This is a genomic window from Flavobacterium panacagri (assembly GCF_030378165.1).
GTDB classification, from domain to species: Bacteria; Bacteroidota; Bacteroidia; order Flavobacteriales; family Flavobacteriaceae; genus Flavobacterium; species Flavobacterium panacagri.
Map to the genome: position 1 here is coordinate 5,519,888 of NZ_CP119766.1, position 14,509 is coordinate 5,534,396.

Sequence of the window (14,509 nt, forward strand, 5' to 3'; positions counted from 1 at the left end):
AACAAATCGGTTTTTTATTCGTTCGAAGTAACTCATAATTCAAATTAAATTAAACATTATATACCATGGAAGAAACAAAAATATTCTACGCCGATGGAGAAAATCCAAAAATGATTGAAGCTTACAAAAAAGCACAGGAAACCTTTAAATATTTCTGGAGAGAATTATCTTGGGAATACAGAAGAATAGTTCCTGGATTGGATGTTGCCTGTGTAAAACTAGCTTTTACTCAAGAAATTGACAACGAAACTGTCGTAGAACATATGTGGATTAACGATGTAAATTTTGACGGCGAAAACATATACGGCATTTTGGTAAATGATCCAAATGAGTTGACAAATGTTTCTAATGGAGATGAAATTGCTATTCCACTGAATCAAATCAGTGATTGGTTGTTTGCCATTAACGGACAAACTTATGGTGCTTTTACGATTCAAGCGATGCGTTCTGAAATGAGTGAAGACGAAAGAGATGCTCATGACGATGCTTGGGGATTAGATTTTGGCGATTTTAATGATATTCTGGTGGTTAACGAACAAAAGGAAAAACCAGAAAATCTGATTGAACATCCAATGAGCAAAAACATGAAAGAAAGTCTTATTGATTTTGTAAAAAACAATCCAGAAGAACTAACTCACAAGGATGAATTGGGCTATACTTTTTTACATCGCGAAGTCATTGCTGGAAATCAAACTTCCGTAGAAGTTTTGTTAGAATCTGGAGCAGATAAAAATGCGAAGACCGAAAGTGGCAAAACAGCCTTAGATTTTGCCAAAGAACTAAAATGGGATCATTTACTGCCATTACTTCAATAAAACTTCAAAAATCCGATTAATTACAAATAATCGGATTTTTCTTATTTTTAAATAAATTAAATTTTAATTTTATCAACTATTTTTAAAATTTACAAAATGATTCTCACAGCTTCAATACATTGCAAGAAAACCTTCACCCAGCTGTTTGTTGCTCTTCAATTTATACTAATTATTCTCTTATTTAATTCCTGCTATTCATACAAAGTTTATCCAAAAGAATATCGAAAAATTCAAAATAAGGAAAGTAAAGAAACAGTATATATTCTGAACGATTCTTTAAAACAAGAATTTAAAATTTTAAAAAAATCAAACCTCTTTACTTTTACCACCGACAGTACGCAAACTGATTTGAAGATCAAACTTTATCCGATAAAACAATATCCATCGTGTGGAAATCCGCTCATTGCTCAAGTCATTACATTAGGACAGTTACCAGTTTATTTACCCAACAATTATGAATATCAATTTGACAGAGTAAAAAAGGGAAAAATCACCTCACAAACATTTAGTTTACAAGTTACTCAAAGATATTGGTTTTGGGATCTTTTTACATTCAACAAAAACTTTGAAAGAAAGGCTGGACAAGTATTATCAGCAAAATATCAGGAGGAAAAAAAATGAATAAAGTGACTTTCAATATAGAGAGGTCTTTTTTCATTTAAAAACAAAAAACTAATCTTTTTTTCATCTGTTTCAACTAAAGATATACTACTTTTGCGCAACCCAAATCAGATATCTGCCATGAAAAAAATATTGTTTTTATTTACGATTGCACTTTTTTTGCCAAATGCTTTTTTTGCACAAACAAAAGCAGAATCTCCTGCAATATTTGCCAAATCGTATGATTATGTAAATGACTTCGAAAAAATTCTTACTCCAAGTCAGGCTAAAAGTTTAAATGATTACTTAAAATCAAGTGAAACTAAAACAAAAAGCAAGATTGTCATTGTAACGACATCATCAATAAGTCCTTACACCGATTTAAACGACTATTCTTTAGGTTTAGATAAATACATGCTTTCAAAATTAAAAATCGACACTTCAATTCTAATTGTTATCAGTAAACAATTAAGACAAATTCAAGTTCAGGGTGTCGAAAAAATTCGTGCTAAAATAAGCGATCAGGAAATTAAGGATCTTATAGCAGCTTATATTGTTCCTGAACTTAAAAAAGGCGATTATTACAAAGGACTACAGCAAGGTACACTTGAGCTTGTAAAAAAAATAGAATAGATAACACTAAATCCGATCTGCAAGGCAAATCGGATTTTTTTTTATTAGAAATTCTCATTTCTGCCGTAAAAGCAATATCTTGTCTATTCAATAAACTAGAAATCTTAAACATGAATTTAAAAGAATATAAAAAAGAATTTTCAGAAGACGATGCTGTAGGCTGGTTAGAAATCGATAAAGAATTTGATCGTTTATATCCAGGTCAGGAACCCAAACATTTTGCACCAGCAATTAGTTATATGCTTGGAGGAGAGCATCCGCTTGACGGGGTAAGCTATTACGAAAGTAAATCGCAGGAAGATCACTATCATTTTATTACTTACGGTTTTTCTGAATTGTATTATAACGAAGAAAAAGTAGATGGAGAATTCAGTAAATGGGGATTTGAACTTACTTTTAGACTAAAACCTTATGAGGCCGATAACGGAAATCCAAGCTGGGCTGTAGCCTTATTACAAAATATTGCCAAATATGTTTTCAGCAGCGGTAACTGGTTTGAAGAATTTCATTATATGCCCGCAAATGGGCCTATTCGATTGAATACGGATACTGATATTACAGCTTTAATTTTTGTTACTGATCCCGAAATAGAAAAGAAACAAACCCCTCACGGAGAAGTTTCCTTTTTACAAATCGTAGGAATAACGTCAGCTGAATATGAACACATCAAAGAAAATCCTGAAAGCGTCGAAGAACTAATTAATAAACTAAAAGAAAACAATCCGCTGCTTATAACTAACTTAAACAGAAAATAATGGCTAATAGTTTTTATTCCTATTCCGCTTATATTTTGCCCTCTTCAAATGCAACTATTACAGTATTGAAAGAGCATTTAGAGGAATTCTATCAGAATTCAGACGCTGGAAATCAGCCAGAAATTATCCTTAGCAATAATCAGATTACCATAATCTTTAACGATGAATATCGTTTTTATATTTATTTATCAGAAGAAAAACATGTGAAGGATGAAGCTTTGGAAATAACTGAAAATCTAGAAGAAGATTGGAACGAACAGCCTTTCGATAAAGAAAAATTAAAAACGGCTCAAAAACGATTTGAAGTTTGGGGAGATGAGGATTTTGATATGGATTATTTTAATGATAGCTTATTTATTATAGATCAGATAGAAAAATTTTCAGATATCATCATTTTTCAAAATATCTAAAGCAGCATCAATACAATTTTATTTCACGTTACAAAATGATTAATTACAACAATAAAACATTCAAACCTGTAAGCAACAGTTTAAATGGGGAGACGTCTAACGAAACTACATTTCACTATAAGCAGGAAGGGAATATCTTAACTTCTGAATATTCGGGCGGAAAAATTATTTCGGGTCATTTAATTGGCTTGGTAGATCAACAGGGGAACATTGAAATGCGTTACCATCAAGTAAACGAAAAAGGCGAATTAATGACGGGAACCTGTACTTCTAAACCTGAAATTTTAGAAAATGGAAAAATAAGACTTCATGAAAACTGGCAGTGGACATCGGGAGATCATTCCAAAGGAAATTCTATCATAGAAGAACAATAATCTTTAAACTTATAAAATGAAAAAACTTATGCTACTTTTTCTTGTTCTAACAAGTATTTCATACGCTCAAACAAAAAAAGATATCCTGATTGGAAATTGGAAAGCTACAGATTCTAATGGTACAGAAAATAAAATGGTTTTCAGTCCCGATGGGTTCATTTCGATGACCATCAATGGTGAATTTATAGATGGGAAGAATTTTGAGGTTAAAGGAGGCAAAAATAATGGACAGAAAGGAACTTTAAAATATGAAATTGATGATTCTAATGCACCTATCAAAATGGATATTATCGCTGCTAGTCTTGAAAAAGGAAAAGCTGTTGAAAAAGGAAGACTTTTAGCGATATTAGAATTTATAAATAATGATGAAATTAAAATCAATATCAGTATAAACCAAGCAAGAGCTTTAGAATTTAATGAGACTAATCAGGAAAGTACAATTGTACTTCGAAGACAAAAATAACCCACTGATAATCTATATTACAGAATGCTTAGTATTGTAGAATTTAGAAATATCGATTTAGAACCTTTACAAAAAATTTTCTTAGAAGAAAGAAAAAGAACTTTTACATGGGTTGACACATCTGAATTTGAATTGGAAGATTTTGATAAACAAACGCACGGAGAATACATTTTGACAGCACTTCTAGACAATACAGCTGTTGGCTTTATTTCGATCTGGATGCCTAATAATTTTATTCATCATCTTTATGTGGATCATGAATATCAGGGGAAAAATATTGGAACCGAATTATTAAAAATGGCTATTACGAAAATTAATTTTCCAGTTACATTAAAATGCCTTGTAAACAACACTAAAGCAGTAGATTTCTACACTAAAAAAGGTTTTATAGAAAAAAAACAAGGGCAATCCAACAATGGAACTTATATTTTATTTGAATTAACTAAAGATATAAAATAATCAAATCTAAAAGTTATGAAACAGCAAATACAAGAGTACAACGATTCCCAGGCCATAAAAGATAAAGAAATCTGTGATCTTCTTTATACCAGTATAAACGAAAATCTAGCTGCAACAGAAAACAAAATCTGGCATGCTCATCCTGTTTGGTTTATAGATGGAAATCCAATTGTGGGATACAGTAAATTAAAAGATTCTGTTCGATTGCTTTTCTGGAGCGGACAATCTTTTGATGAAGAACAACTGCAAAACGAAGGTTCTTTTAAAGCTGCCGAAATTCGCTATACCCATTCTGACCAAATTGTTATAGAAGATCTAAAACGATGGCTCGAAAAAAGCAAAGAAATTCAGTGGGATTATAAAAATCTTGTAAAACGCAAAGGAGTTCTAATTCGTTTAATGACCAAGCCCTATTAACAAAAACTCAAATTAACCCAAAAAACCAAAATGAAATTTTTTCCTTTAACCGCCTTTTTTCTTTTAACCACAATAACTTTTTCACAAAATAAAATGCGACCAATAAACGAACTAATAGATCAAAATGATTCTGGGTGGAAACTCGTAAAAGAATGGATTGATACTGCAAAAAACAAAGTAGAAATTCTTCCTGCCGACCCTCAAAAAGCCAAAGATGCTTTATATCAAACACAAGTAACTACAAGTTCTCCAATGGGAGCCGTAATCTATAAAACGGGCGGACTCTTAATCGATAATGGCTGGATCAGGATTTTGGGTTCAGGAAGTCCTAAATTGAATCGTAGTCTTCCTGATTGGAATAAAGGAAAATCTTTTAAAGAAACTGGAGAAACACCTTCTTTTCTTTTAATCGCAGATGATGCTCTTGGTGGTTTTTATCTATTAAATGGAGGAGCTTTAGGAAAAGACCTTGGAAAGGTTTATTATTTTTCGCCAGATAATTTAGAATATGAACCTCTTGATATTTCGTATTCTGAATTCTTAGGTTTCTGCTTTAGTAATGATTTGGATAAATTTTATGCAGGAGGACGCTGGGAAAACTGGAAAAAAGAAGTTTCTGAATTACCTGGTGATCAAGTTTTCAATTTCTATCCATTTTTATGGACGGAAGAAGGTAACGACATTAATAAAGTCAGCAGAAAACCAATTCCTGTAGAAGAACAATACAGTCTTAATCTGGATTTAAGAAAACAACTGGGGCATTAAAATTTATAATTTGGGCGTTCCCTACGGTCGGGCTGTCCGCTAAATTCCCGATTAACAAAAACTACGGCTAAAAAGCCTTGTTTTTCTAAATCGGGAGATACCGCTTCTATCCCTAACACATCCAGTTTTCATAAGAACATTTTGAACAAATTATTCAAATTCATAATAAAACAAAACGATATTAGATCAATTCTTTTAGACCTCAAAATGAATCTGCAAAAAATAAAAGTTTACCACTTATTCTGGATTACTAGTCTTTCTATTCTATTAATAGGAATTGCACAAAATAATAATCCAAACGCTGGTTTAGATATAAATATTCATGATACTTATTTTGTCATGCGAAATAGTGATACAACAGTATTTCTTTTCCTTTGTTATTTTATAATGGGATTAGGATATTGGCTGATTCAAAAAGTATATAAAAAGCAACTCATACAATTTTTAACTGTAATACATTCTGTTATCTTAATTGGCAGTTTTATTTTTTATTGGATTATTTTCTTTTATCATCCGCAATATCAAGTAAACGAAAATTTTCCACTATACGATAATTATTTATCAGTCAATGTCGTTTTGGTTACTGAATTTTTGCTAATAATTTTTATTGCAACACCAATTTACCTTATAAATTTACTAATTGGTATTTTCAGAAAAGACAAATAAAGGATTATACAACGATCGCGATAAAAAAATCCGACAAGTTTTAAAAACCTGTCGGATTTACTATACAAGGTAAAAATTGTCCGAAACACACCTCAATTTTGTCCTTTAATCACCTTAACTATTTGATTTTTAGATTGTAATTTTACTTTACAAATTTCTAAATCAATCAAAATGAGCACACAAGATTTTACCACAAAAATAATAGTCAATCAATCTCCCGAAGAAGTTTTCAAAGCCATACAAAACGTTCGAGGCTGGTGGTCGGAAGAAATTCAAGGAAAAACAGCTAATTTGAATGATGAATTTGATTATCATTATGAAGATGTTCACCGCTGTAAAGTAAAATTGACTGAAGTAATTCTGAACCAAAAAATCGTATGGTTTATTGAACAGAATTATTTCAAATTCACAGAAGTTAAAACCGAATGGACTGGAACAAAACCAACTTTTGAAATCAAAGAAAAAGATGGAAAAACTGAACTGACTTTTACTCATTTTGGTTTAATTCCTGAATATGAATGTTTCGAAATCTGTCGTGATGCTTGGACAAACTATATTCAGAATAGTTTAAAAAAACTAATCGAAACTGGAAAAGGCGAACCGAATGCAACAGGAAAACCGCAAACAGAAAACGAGAAGAAATTATCAGCAAGAAATTAATTTTTCCTAAATTCGTTGTGCTAAAACACGAAACTTATGAATCCGCTTTTTAGAAACACTTTGGCAGTTCTTGCCGGTCTTGTTATTGGCAGCATTGTCAACATGAGCATTCTTTCAATTAGTGGTTCTGTAATTCCGCCACCAAACGGTGTAGATGTTACAACTACAGAAGGTTTAAAAGCCAACATGCATTTGTTTGAGCCTAAACATTTTCTTTTTCCGTTTTTAGCACACGTAATCGGGACTTTTTCTGGTGCATTGACAACAGCCTTAATTGCAGCTTCAAACAAAACCAAACTGGCGTTTTTTATTGGAGCTTTCTTTTTATTTGGAGGAATTGTAATGGTTTATACTTTGCCATCGCCAGTTTGGTTTAGCATTGTTGATTTAGTTTTTGCTTATATTCCGACAGCTTACTTAGCCTCTAAAATTGCTATAAAAAAGAAATAATCATGAGTACCGAATCTTCTATAAAACCTGCCAAAAAATGCTACGAACATCTCGGTGGCAAACTCGGTGAATTGCTTTTAGAAAACTTTACCGACAAAAAATGGATTGCTAAAAAATCTGCTTCAGATAAACATTTTTATATTACCGAATTGGGAGAAAAAGAATTCACTAAACTCGGTATAGACCTTTCAAAAATCAAATCGGAGGCCATTTAATTTTATAAAATTCAATGCCTTTTCTGCAATAATTATAGCGCTGAATTTCATACCTTAGTTTGCTTTAAAATCATTGAATTATGACTAAGAAAGAAATCGCTAGAAACTTCCTGAATCTTGCTGCAAAAGGGCATTCTCACGAAGGTTTTCGATTATATGTCGGAAAGAATTTCAAACATCATAACGCGCATTTCAAAGGCGATGCACAAACTTTAATGCTCGCCATGGAAGAATCGGCCAGAACAAATCCGAATAAGATTTTTAAAATTCATCATATACTCGAAGACGAAAATTTAGTTGCGGTACATTCGCACTTAAAACAAAGTCCTGCAGATATTGGTTTTGCTGTAGTTCACATCCTAAAATTCAAAGACGATAAAATCGTCGAACTTTGGGATTTAGGCCAGCCAATTCCGAAAGAAACTATTAACGAAAATGGAATGTTTTAATTTATAATTTTAGTGGTCAGTTAAATTAGCACTGAAAACTAGTGGTCAGTTTACAGTTTTTTAGTGTTCAGTCAAATTAGTCCTGAAAATACTAAAGACTAAAACTGAACAACTAAAACTGATTACTGAACACTAATTATTGAAGCTGAATACTAAAAAAAACCTGAACACTGAACACTAAAATGAACTTTATTCCTAAAATCTCCTTACTATTACTTTTTATTCTTTCCAGCTGTCATTCATCGGCACAAAAAAAAGACGATTATCAAAAAAGCATTGACAGCTTAATTCAAAATACTACCAATCCAGTATTTAATGGTGTTATGCTTATTTCTCAAAATGGAAAAATACTTTATTCTAAAGCCAAAGGATATTCCAACTTTGAAACTAAAAAACCTTTGACACTCGATAGTCAATTTGAAATTATGTCAATTACCAGACAAATTACGGCGGCTTTAGTTTTGAAAGAAGTTGAAAAAGGTAAAATTGATCTTCATACTCCAATAAAAAAATACCTTCCCAATATAAAACAAACATGGGCAGATACGATTACAATCCATCAGTTATTAAATCATTCCCATGGAATCACTGATTTACAAAAACCTTTGCTTTTTAAACCTGGAAGTGATTTTAAATATGGAAATGAAGGTTATCCAATACTCGGTCAGATTCTTGAATCTGTAACAAAAAAAAGCTATTCAGAACTGGCTAATGATTTGTTTAAAAAGCTTAAAATGAATAATACCTTTTGTTATTCAAAAGATAAGGACAGAAATTTAGTTACTGGATACATGAATAATGGTGGAAATTTAGAAAAAGCAGAAAATAATTTAATATCACCTTACAAAGTGCCTTCGGGCGGTCTTATTTCTACTGTTAATGATCTTTTAATATGGAATAATAATCTACATAAAGGAAAAATTCTAAAACCTGAATCATACAAATTGATGACATCGTATACGATTAAAAATCAACATAATTTCTTTGGAAAAGATAAAGAAGGCTATGGTTATGGCTTAAGAATTATCGAAAAAGAACCCATAAAATATTTTGGTCATACTGGTCTTGGTAACGGATTTTCTGCTGTAAATTTGTATTTTCCTGAAAGTGATGTAAGTCTCATTGTATTAGAAAATCAAATGCCTGAAGATTCTAATTTGTTTTATGCTAGTGAATTTAAAATCAAAAACATTCTTTTTAAAAGTAATTTATTAAATAAAAAATAAACGCAAAATGGCTGTCAATAAAACCACTGAAACTACAAATAGCGTTACAGATTTTATTAACGCTGTTGAAAATGAAGTTAAAAGAAATGATGCTTTTGAACTTCTTAAAATAATACAAGAAATAACAGGTTTTGAGCCCAAGATGTGGGGGCCAAGTATCATAGGTTTTGGAAGTTATCATTATAAATATGACAGTGGTCATGAAGGAGACGCTCCTTTGGCAGGATTTTCTCCAAGAAAAACAGCAATGACTGTTTATTTTTATCTTCCAGAAAAAGAAAGAGAAGAGCTTTTGCCTAAATTGGGAAAACACACCTCCTCTAAAGCTTGTATTTACATTAAAAAATTAGCCGACATCGATATGGAAATCTTAAAAAAGATAATTTTACTTTCGGTTCACTGCACTCAAAAATTATATCCCTCCAAATAAATGATTACATTTTTAATTCTATTAGCGCTAATAGCACTTGCCCTTTACCGATTTTTGGAACATCCAAAATTTGGAAAAGCCCCTTCTGGCGAAAGACTGAATTTAATTCAGAAATCGCCTCAATATAAAAACGGAAAGTTCGAAAATCAGAGCTTTACGCCCGATCTTGCCGAAGGAGCAAGTATGGCTGGAGTTTTGCTTGAATTTTTCTTCAAAAAAGTAGATCGAAAAATTCCATCCGATTTAATTCCGTCCATAAAAACCAATTTACATGAACTTCCAATTGATGAAGATGTTTTGGTTTGGTTTGGGCATTCGTCGTATTTTATACAGTTGGAGGGAAAACGTTTTTTGATTGATCCTGTTTTTAGCGGCAACGCCTCTCCTATTCCAGGCACTACAAAATCATTTAAAGGAAGTGATATTTATACGGTTGACGATCTTCCCGAAATCGATTATTTGTTGATTACACACGATCATTATGATCATCTGGATTACGATACAATTCTTAAATTAAAACCTAAAACAAAAAAAGTAATCACAGCTCTTGGAGTTGGTTCACATTTTGAGTTCTGGGGATTTCCATCTGAAAATATTATGGAAAAAGATTGGTTTTCTACAGTAGAATTGGATGAAAATATAATGCTTCATACAGCACCTTCCAGACATTTCTCCGGAAGAAGTTTTAAAAGATGCAACACCCTTTGGACTTCTTTTATTTTAGAAACTAAAGATTTTAAAATGTATCTGGGCGGAGACAGCGGCTATGATAAACATTTTGCAGAAATAGGCGAAAAATATGGGCCGTTTGATATTGCTTTATTGGACAATGGCCAATACAACGAAAAATGGAAATATATTCATAATATGCCCGAAGATGTTGTAAAAGCTATGAAAGACCTAAAAGCAAAAAGAGTATTTCCAGTTCATTCATCAAAATTTGCCCTTTCCCTTCATTCCTGGGATGCGCCTTTAATTAAAGTAACGGAATTGAATAATTTAAGCGAAAATCCGATTCCATTAATTACTCCAATGATTGGCGAAAAAGTAGAGCTTAAAAACGAAAAACAGGAATTTAAACAATGGTGGAAAGGAATTAATTAATTGTGAAATGCAACGTGAAACTTCAAACAAAGAAACCTAAAAATGAACCTAAAAAACCTCATACTAACCATAACCTTTCTTTTAAGCTGTAATCTATTTTCCCAGAACACTTACGTCTTTTTAGGATCATACAATCGTGATAAATCGGCAGAAGCGATTCAGGTGTATCAATTGGATACTTTAAACGAAAAATTGACGAAATTTACTTCAGCTAAGAATATCATTAATCCTTCTTATTTAACGGTTTCTCCAAATGGGAAATATGTTTATGCCTGCACAGATACCAAAACACCAAATGCAGGAAGTATAAGCAGTTTTGAATTTAATACTGAAAATAAAAGTCTGACATTTTTAAACAGTCAGCGAAGCGGCGGCGAAAACCCTGTTTACGTTTCAGTTCATAAAAGCGGAAAATGGATTGCAAACGCTAATTATACAGAAGGAAGTGTTTCTGTTTTTCCCATATTAGAAAATGGTAAAATTGACTCGATTGCACAGAATTTTCAATATATGGATGGAAGTACTCATAAAGAAAGACAAACCAAATCACACGTTCATTCGGCTGTATTTTCTCCTCAGTATGATTATTTATTTTTACCCGATTTAGGAGCTGATAAAATTCGCTGTTATGCTTTTGACGAAAACCAGAAAAAACCTTTAATGGAAACCCAAAATCCATTTACAAAAACCGATTTAGAAGCTGGTCCGAGACATTTTACTTTTCATCCAAATCAAAAATATGGATATTGTATTGAAGAAATGGCTGGGCAGATCAGTGTTTACAAATATGAAAATGGCGTTTTGAATAAAGTACAGCGCATCGCAACACATCCTGATAAAATAAAAGAAGGTTTTGAAAGTTCTGATGTTCATATTTCACCAGACGGAAAATTCCTTTATGCAACAAATCGAGGAAAAGAAAACAACATTGCAATTTTCTCAATAGACGAAAACGGATTATTAAAAAGCATCGGCTATCAATCTACTTTAGGAAAACATCCACGAGTTTTTGCTATTGACGAAAGTGGTAAATTTTTGGTTGTCTCGAATGTTCAAACAGGAAATGTAATCGTTTTTAAAAGAAATCCTAAAACTGGATTCCTAAAGAAAACTGGAAAAGAAATTAAAATACAAGATGTTTCTTGTGTACAGATTAAACGGATTTAATTTTTCTGTGATTCTTAGAAACTAGAAGCCAAAATCAATTACAAAAGCTATAAACAATGACAGCATCAAATTTCAATTTACAGCCTGATGTCTTAGAAAACGAAATCACAAAATTAATTCCATTAAAAGAAGAACATTTTGAAGCATTATTTAAAGCGGCATCAGATCCTTTAATTTGGGAACAAAATCCTGTAAATAACCGATATCAAAGAGACGTTTTTAAAACTTTTTTTGAAATTATTATTACAAAAGGTTCGTTTTTAATTCTCGATAAACAAACCAACGAAGTAATGGGAACAACTAGTTTTTACGACTATAACCCTGAAAAATCAAGTGTCGCAATTGGCTATACTTTTATTACAAGAAAATATTGGGGCGGCCCTTACAATAAAGCAAATAAAAAGTTAATGATTGATTATGCTTTCCAATACATTGATTCGATCCTTTTTCACATCGGAGCAGAGAATTTCCGCTCTCAAAAAGCTGTTTTAAAACTTGGAGCAGAAAAAATCAATGATTTAACATTTAATATTAATGGAGCCGGTGTGCCCTATTTTGAATACGAATTAAAAAAGTGATAAGTTTAAAGATAAAGAGTTATGAGTTATGAGTTATGAATTTGAACCATTAACGTATAACACATAACTCTTAACTCATAACATGTAAAAAAAAATGAAAAGAATAACAGTCTTCTGTGCTTCTAGTTTTGGCACTGAAAAAATATATGAAGAACAAGCAGTCGCATTAGGAAAAACGCTTGCAGAACAAAATATAGAATTAGTTTATGGAGGTGCAAATGTAGGCTTAATGGGCGCAGTTGCAGACGGCGCTTTAAATGCTGGCGGAAAAGTAATCGGAGTACTTCCAAACTTTTTGAGATCAAAAGAAATTGCACATCAAGGTTTAAGCGAATTGATTTTGGTAGAAAGCATGCACGAACGCAAAACCAAAATGAACGATTTATGCGATGGGGTGATTGCTTTACCTGGAGGATTTGGAACTCTTGAAGAACTTTTCGAAATGCTTACTTGGGCACAATTGGGACTTCATAAAAAACCAATCGCAATCTTAAATGTAAATGGCTTTTATGATTCCCTTATAGAATTATTACAAACCATGACTAATAAAGGTTTACTAAAGGAAATTAACAGAGAAATGCTTTTAATAAGTGAAAATATTGATGATTTACTACATCAAATGAGAAATTATAAAGCACCGACAGTTGGCAAATGGATTGATAAAAAAGAATCCTGAATTTTAGATGAAGCGTTAAGTGTTGTAAGTTAAAGTATAAAATTTAGAGTTATCTTTACAATTACTTCTAACCTATAACATTCAAAGAATGAAAACAGAAAACAACAAATTTGCAAAAGCCGAAATGCTGATTCGGAAACCTGTTTCAGAAGTTTTTAAGGCTTTTATTGATCCTCAGACTACAAGTAAATTTTGGTTCACAAAAGGATCCGGAAAATTAGAAGAAAATCAAAAAACTGAATGGACTTGGGAAATGTATGGTTTTTCCCTTTCGGTTAAAACTTTGGTTTTACAAGAAAATAAAAAAATTGTTATTGAATGGGGAAATCCCGATGAACTTACTTTAGTAGAATGGATTTTTAATCCGTTGAACGAAAATGAAACTTTTGTAAGTATTACCAATTCAGGTTTTCAGGGAGATTCAGATAAAATTATAGATCAGGTTCGTAATTCTACCGAAGGATTTACTTTAGTTTTGGCTGGTGCAAAAGCCTTTTTAGAACATAATTTACAGCTGAATTTGGTTTTAGATAGATTCCCGAAAGGATTAGCTTAAAATAAATTTAACCGCAAAGAACGCAAAGGGTTTACGCAAAGAACGTGAAGTTTTTTTTTTGAGAATCATTAAAATGATAAAGTTCGCAAAGCTTTTTCTTGATTTTTTTTTTACAGACAAAGCTTTGCGAACTTAATATATAGACCATACTTAGTCTAGTAATTAAAAATACTTAGCGTACTTTGCGGCAGAATAAAAGACATGTATTGACCACAGCTAAAAGCTTTAAGCTCTCTACAGCAACCTGAAACCTGAAACTTGAAACCAAAAAAATGGAAACAAAGAAGCCCGAAAATATAGACGAATACATCGGTGGATTTCCGAATGATGTTCAGGAAATTTTGGAGAAAGTTCGAATGACAATTCAGAAAGCAGCTCCAGATGCCAAAGAAAAAATCAGTTATTCGATGCCCGCTTTTGAGCAGAACGGAATCGTAGTTTATTTTGCAGCTTTCAAAAATCATATTGGACTTTATGCACTTCCAAGCGGCCACGAAGCTTTTGCAGAAGAGCTTTCTAAATATAAATCAGGGAAAGGTTCTGTACAATTTCCGTTGAAAGATAAAATACCTTACGATTTGATTACGAAAATTGTAAAATTTAGAGTGAAAGAAAATCTTGAAAAAGTAAAAAAGAAATAA

23 protein-coding genes are annotated in these 14,509 nt (G+C 31.9%); all 23 read left to right on the forward strand.

The window, feature by feature from the left end:
- Nucleotides 1-65 precede the first annotated feature (65 nt).
- A complete protein-coding gene (locus P2W65_RS23335) occupies nucleotides 66-815 on the forward strand; it encodes a DUF2314 domain-containing protein (protein WP_289661835.1) in 750 nt (249 codons plus the stop codon).
- Nucleotides 816-911: 96 nt separating this feature from the next.
- Entirely contained in the window at nucleotides 912-1,436 is a 525-nt protein-coding gene (locus P2W65_RS23340; RefSeq protein ID WP_289661838.1) for a hypothetical protein, read from the forward strand.
- A 120-nt stretch (nucleotides 1,437-1,556) separates the two neighbouring features.
- On the forward strand, nucleotides 1,557-2,048 hold the full coding sequence (locus tag P2W65_RS23345; RefSeq protein WP_289661839.1) for a TPM domain-containing protein: 492 nt from the start codon (nucleotides 1,557-1,559) through the stop codon (nucleotides 2,046-2,048).
- Between the two features lie 110 nt (nucleotides 2,049-2,158).
- On the forward strand, nucleotides 2,159-2,803 hold the full coding sequence (locus P2W65_RS23350) for a suppressor of fused domain protein (protein WP_289661841.1): 645 nt from the start codon (nucleotides 2,159-2,161) through the stop codon (nucleotides 2,801-2,803).
- Entirely contained in the window at nucleotides 2,803-3,213 is a 411-nt protein-coding gene (locus tag P2W65_RS23355; protein ID WP_289661844.1) for a hypothetical protein, read from the forward strand. Before P2W65_RS23350 ends, P2W65_RS23355 begins: the two co-directional genes overlap by 1 nt.
- 35 nt (nucleotides 3,214-3,248) lie before the next feature.
- Complete coding sequence (locus P2W65_RS23360; RefSeq protein WP_289661847.1) at nucleotides 3,249-3,587, forward strand: avidin-fold protein; 339 nt, start codon at nucleotides 3,249-3,251, stop codon at nucleotides 3,585-3,587.
- A gap of 16 nt (nucleotides 3,588-3,603) precedes the next feature.
- Nucleotides 3,604-4,050 (forward strand): hypothetical protein, encoded by a 447-nt coding sequence (locus P2W65_RS23365; RefSeq protein ID WP_289661849.1) that lies wholly within the window; start codon nucleotides 3,604-3,606, stop codon nucleotides 4,048-4,050.
- Between the two features lie 24 nt (nucleotides 4,051-4,074).
- The gene (locus tag P2W65_RS23370; RefSeq protein WP_289661851.1) at nucleotides 4,075-4,509 is read left to right on the forward strand and encodes a GNAT family N-acetyltransferase; all 435 of its coding nucleotides are present in this window, start codon (nucleotides 4,075-4,077) and stop codon (nucleotides 4,507-4,509) included.
- Nucleotides 4,510-4,524: 15 nt separating this feature from the next.
- Nucleotides 4,525-4,926: a DUF1801 domain-containing protein gene (locus P2W65_RS23375; protein ID WP_289661855.1), complete on the forward strand. Its 402-nt coding sequence runs from the start codon at nucleotides 4,525-4,527 to the stop codon at nucleotides 4,924-4,926.
- 93 nt (nucleotides 4,927-5,019) lie between these two features.
- Entirely contained in the window at nucleotides 5,020-5,691 is a 672-nt protein-coding gene (locus tag P2W65_RS23380; protein ID WP_289661858.1) for a DUF2625 domain-containing protein, read from the forward strand.
- Nucleotides 5,692-5,898: 207 nt separating this feature from the next.
- Nucleotides 5,899-6,357: a hypothetical protein gene (locus P2W65_RS23385; RefSeq protein ID WP_289661860.1), complete on the forward strand. Its 459-nt coding sequence runs from the start codon at nucleotides 5,899-5,901 to the stop codon at nucleotides 6,355-6,357.
- A gap of 171 nt (nucleotides 6,358-6,528) precedes the next feature.
- Complete coding sequence (locus tag P2W65_RS23390) at nucleotides 6,529-7,017, forward strand: SRPBCC family protein (RefSeq protein ID WP_289661862.1); 489 nt, start codon at nucleotides 6,529-6,531, stop codon at nucleotides 7,015-7,017.
- A 36-nt stretch (nucleotides 7,018-7,053) separates the two neighbouring features.
- On the forward strand, nucleotides 7,054-7,467 hold the full coding sequence (locus P2W65_RS23395) for a hypothetical protein (protein ID WP_289661865.1): 414 nt from the start codon (nucleotides 7,054-7,056) through the stop codon (nucleotides 7,465-7,467).
- 2 nt (nucleotides 7,468-7,469) lie between these two features.
- Nucleotides 7,470-7,682 (forward strand): ArsR family transcriptional regulator, encoded by a 213-nt coding sequence (locus P2W65_RS23400; protein WP_289661867.1) that lies wholly within the window; start codon nucleotides 7,470-7,472, stop codon nucleotides 7,680-7,682.
- A gap of 80 nt (nucleotides 7,683-7,762) precedes the next feature.
- The gene (locus P2W65_RS23405; RefSeq protein ID WP_289661870.1) at nucleotides 7,763-8,131 is read left to right on the forward strand and encodes a nuclear transport factor 2 family protein; all 369 of its coding nucleotides are present in this window, start codon (nucleotides 7,763-7,765) and stop codon (nucleotides 8,129-8,131) included.
- Nucleotides 8,132-8,313: 182 nt separating this feature from the next.
- A complete protein-coding gene (locus P2W65_RS23410; RefSeq protein WP_289661872.1) occupies nucleotides 8,314-9,357 on the forward strand; it encodes a serine hydrolase domain-containing protein in 1,044 nt (347 codons plus the stop codon).
- A 7-nt stretch (nucleotides 9,358-9,364) separates the two neighbouring features.
- A complete protein-coding gene (locus P2W65_RS23415) occupies nucleotides 9,365-9,787 on the forward strand; it encodes a DUF1801 domain-containing protein (RefSeq protein ID WP_289661874.1) in 423 nt (140 codons plus the stop codon).
- Nucleotides 9,788-10,891, forward strand: a complete 1,104-nt coding sequence (locus P2W65_RS23420; RefSeq protein WP_289661876.1) for an MBL fold metallo-hydrolase — start codon at nucleotides 9,788-9,790, stop codon at nucleotides 10,889-10,891. It abuts the gene before it with no gap.
- Between the two features lie 42 nt (nucleotides 10,892-10,933).
- Complete coding sequence (locus tag P2W65_RS23425) at nucleotides 10,934-12,058, forward strand: lactonase family protein (protein ID WP_289661879.1); 1,125 nt, start codon at nucleotides 10,934-10,936, stop codon at nucleotides 12,056-12,058.
- A 56-nt stretch (nucleotides 12,059-12,114) separates the two neighbouring features.
- Nucleotides 12,115-12,636, forward strand: a complete 522-nt coding sequence (locus P2W65_RS23430) for a GNAT family N-acetyltransferase (protein ID WP_289661881.1) — start codon at nucleotides 12,115-12,117, stop codon at nucleotides 12,634-12,636.
- 94 nt (nucleotides 12,637-12,730) lie between these two features.
- On the forward strand, nucleotides 12,731-13,312 hold the full coding sequence (locus P2W65_RS23435; protein WP_289661884.1) for an LOG family protein: 582 nt from the start codon (nucleotides 12,731-12,733) through the stop codon (nucleotides 13,310-13,312).
- Nucleotides 13,313-13,400: 88 nt separating this feature from the next.
- Complete coding sequence (locus tag P2W65_RS23440; RefSeq protein WP_289661887.1) at nucleotides 13,401-13,868, forward strand: SRPBCC family protein; 468 nt, start codon at nucleotides 13,401-13,403, stop codon at nucleotides 13,866-13,868.
- A 272-nt stretch (nucleotides 13,869-14,140) separates the two neighbouring features.
- On the forward strand, nucleotides 14,141-14,509 hold the full coding sequence (locus P2W65_RS23445) for an iron chaperone (protein WP_179002838.1): 369 nt from the start codon (nucleotides 14,141-14,143) through the stop codon (nucleotides 14,507-14,509).

Bases quoted from the DNA above. Each gene is read 5' to 3' on its own strand.
- P2W65_RS23420 (WP_289661876.1), top strand. From the start codon at position 9,788: ATGATTACATTTTTAATTCTATTAGCGCTAATAGCACTTGCCCTTTAC.
- P2W65_RS23360 (WP_289661847.1), top strand. From the start codon at position 3,249: ATGATTAATTACAACAATAAAACATTCAAACCTGTAAGCAACAGTTTA.
- P2W65_RS23425 (WP_289661879.1), top strand. From the start codon at position 10,934: ATGAACCTAAAAAACCTCATACTAACCATAACCTTTCTTTTAAGCTGT.
- P2W65_RS23430 (WP_289661881.1), top strand. From the start codon at position 12,115: ATGACAGCATCAAATTTCAATTTACAGCCTGATGTCTTAGAAAACGAA.
- P2W65_RS23390 (WP_289661862.1), top strand. From the start codon at position 6,529: ATGAGCACACAAGATTTTACCACAAAAATAATAGTCAATCAATCTCCC.
- P2W65_RS23350 (WP_289661841.1), top strand. From the start codon at position 2,159: ATGAATTTAAAAGAATATAAAAAAGAATTTTCAGAAGACGATGCTGTA.
- P2W65_RS23445 (WP_179002838.1), top strand. From the start codon at position 14,141: ATGGAAACAAAGAAGCCCGAAAATATAGACGAATACATCGGTGGATTT.
- P2W65_RS23365 (WP_289661849.1), top strand. From the start codon at position 3,604: ATGAAAAAACTTATGCTACTTTTTCTTGTTCTAACAAGTATTTCATAC.
- P2W65_RS23345 (WP_289661839.1), top strand. From the start codon at position 1,557: ATGAAAAAAATATTGTTTTTATTTACGATTGCACTTTTTTTGCCAAAT.
- P2W65_RS23380 (WP_289661858.1), top strand. From the start codon at position 5,020: ATGCGACCAATAAACGAACTAATAGATCAAAATGATTCTGGGTGGAAA.
- P2W65_RS23435 (WP_289661884.1), top strand. From the start codon at position 12,731: ATGAAAAGAATAACAGTCTTCTGTGCTTCTAGTTTTGGCACTGAAAAA.
- P2W65_RS23370 (WP_289661851.1), top strand. From the start codon at position 4,075: ATGCTTAGTATTGTAGAATTTAGAAATATCGATTTAGAACCTTTACAA.
- P2W65_RS23405 (WP_289661870.1), top strand. From the start codon at position 7,763: ATGACTAAGAAAGAAATCGCTAGAAACTTCCTGAATCTTGCTGCAAAA.
- P2W65_RS23340 (WP_289661838.1), top strand. From the start codon at position 912: ATGATTCTCACAGCTTCAATACATTGCAAGAAAACCTTCACCCAGCTG.
- P2W65_RS23335 (WP_289661835.1), top strand. From the start codon at position 66: ATGGAAGAAACAAAAATATTCTACGCCGATGGAGAAAATCCAAAAATG.
- P2W65_RS23415 (WP_289661874.1), top strand. From the start codon at position 9,365: ATGGCTGTCAATAAAACCACTGAAACTACAAATAGCGTTACAGATTTT.
- P2W65_RS23400 (WP_289661867.1), top strand. From the start codon at position 7,470: ATGAGTACCGAATCTTCTATAAAACCTGCCAAAAAATGCTACGAACAT.
- P2W65_RS23410 (WP_289661872.1), top strand. From the start codon at position 8,314: ATGAACTTTATTCCTAAAATCTCCTTACTATTACTTTTTATTCTTTCC.
- P2W65_RS23395 (WP_289661865.1), top strand. From the start codon at position 7,054: ATGAATCCGCTTTTTAGAAACACTTTGGCAGTTCTTGCCGGTCTTGTT.
- P2W65_RS23355 (WP_289661844.1), top strand. From the start codon at position 2,803: ATGGCTAATAGTTTTTATTCCTATTCCGCTTATATTTTGCCCTCTTCA.
- P2W65_RS23385 (WP_289661860.1), top strand. From the start codon at position 5,899: ATGAATCTGCAAAAAATAAAAGTTTACCACTTATTCTGGATTACTAGT.
- P2W65_RS23375 (WP_289661855.1), top strand. From the start codon at position 4,525: ATGAAACAGCAAATACAAGAGTACAACGATTCCCAGGCCATAAAAGAT.
- P2W65_RS23440 (WP_289661887.1), top strand. From the start codon at position 13,401: ATGAAAACAGAAAACAACAAATTTGCAAAAGCCGAAATGCTGATTCGG.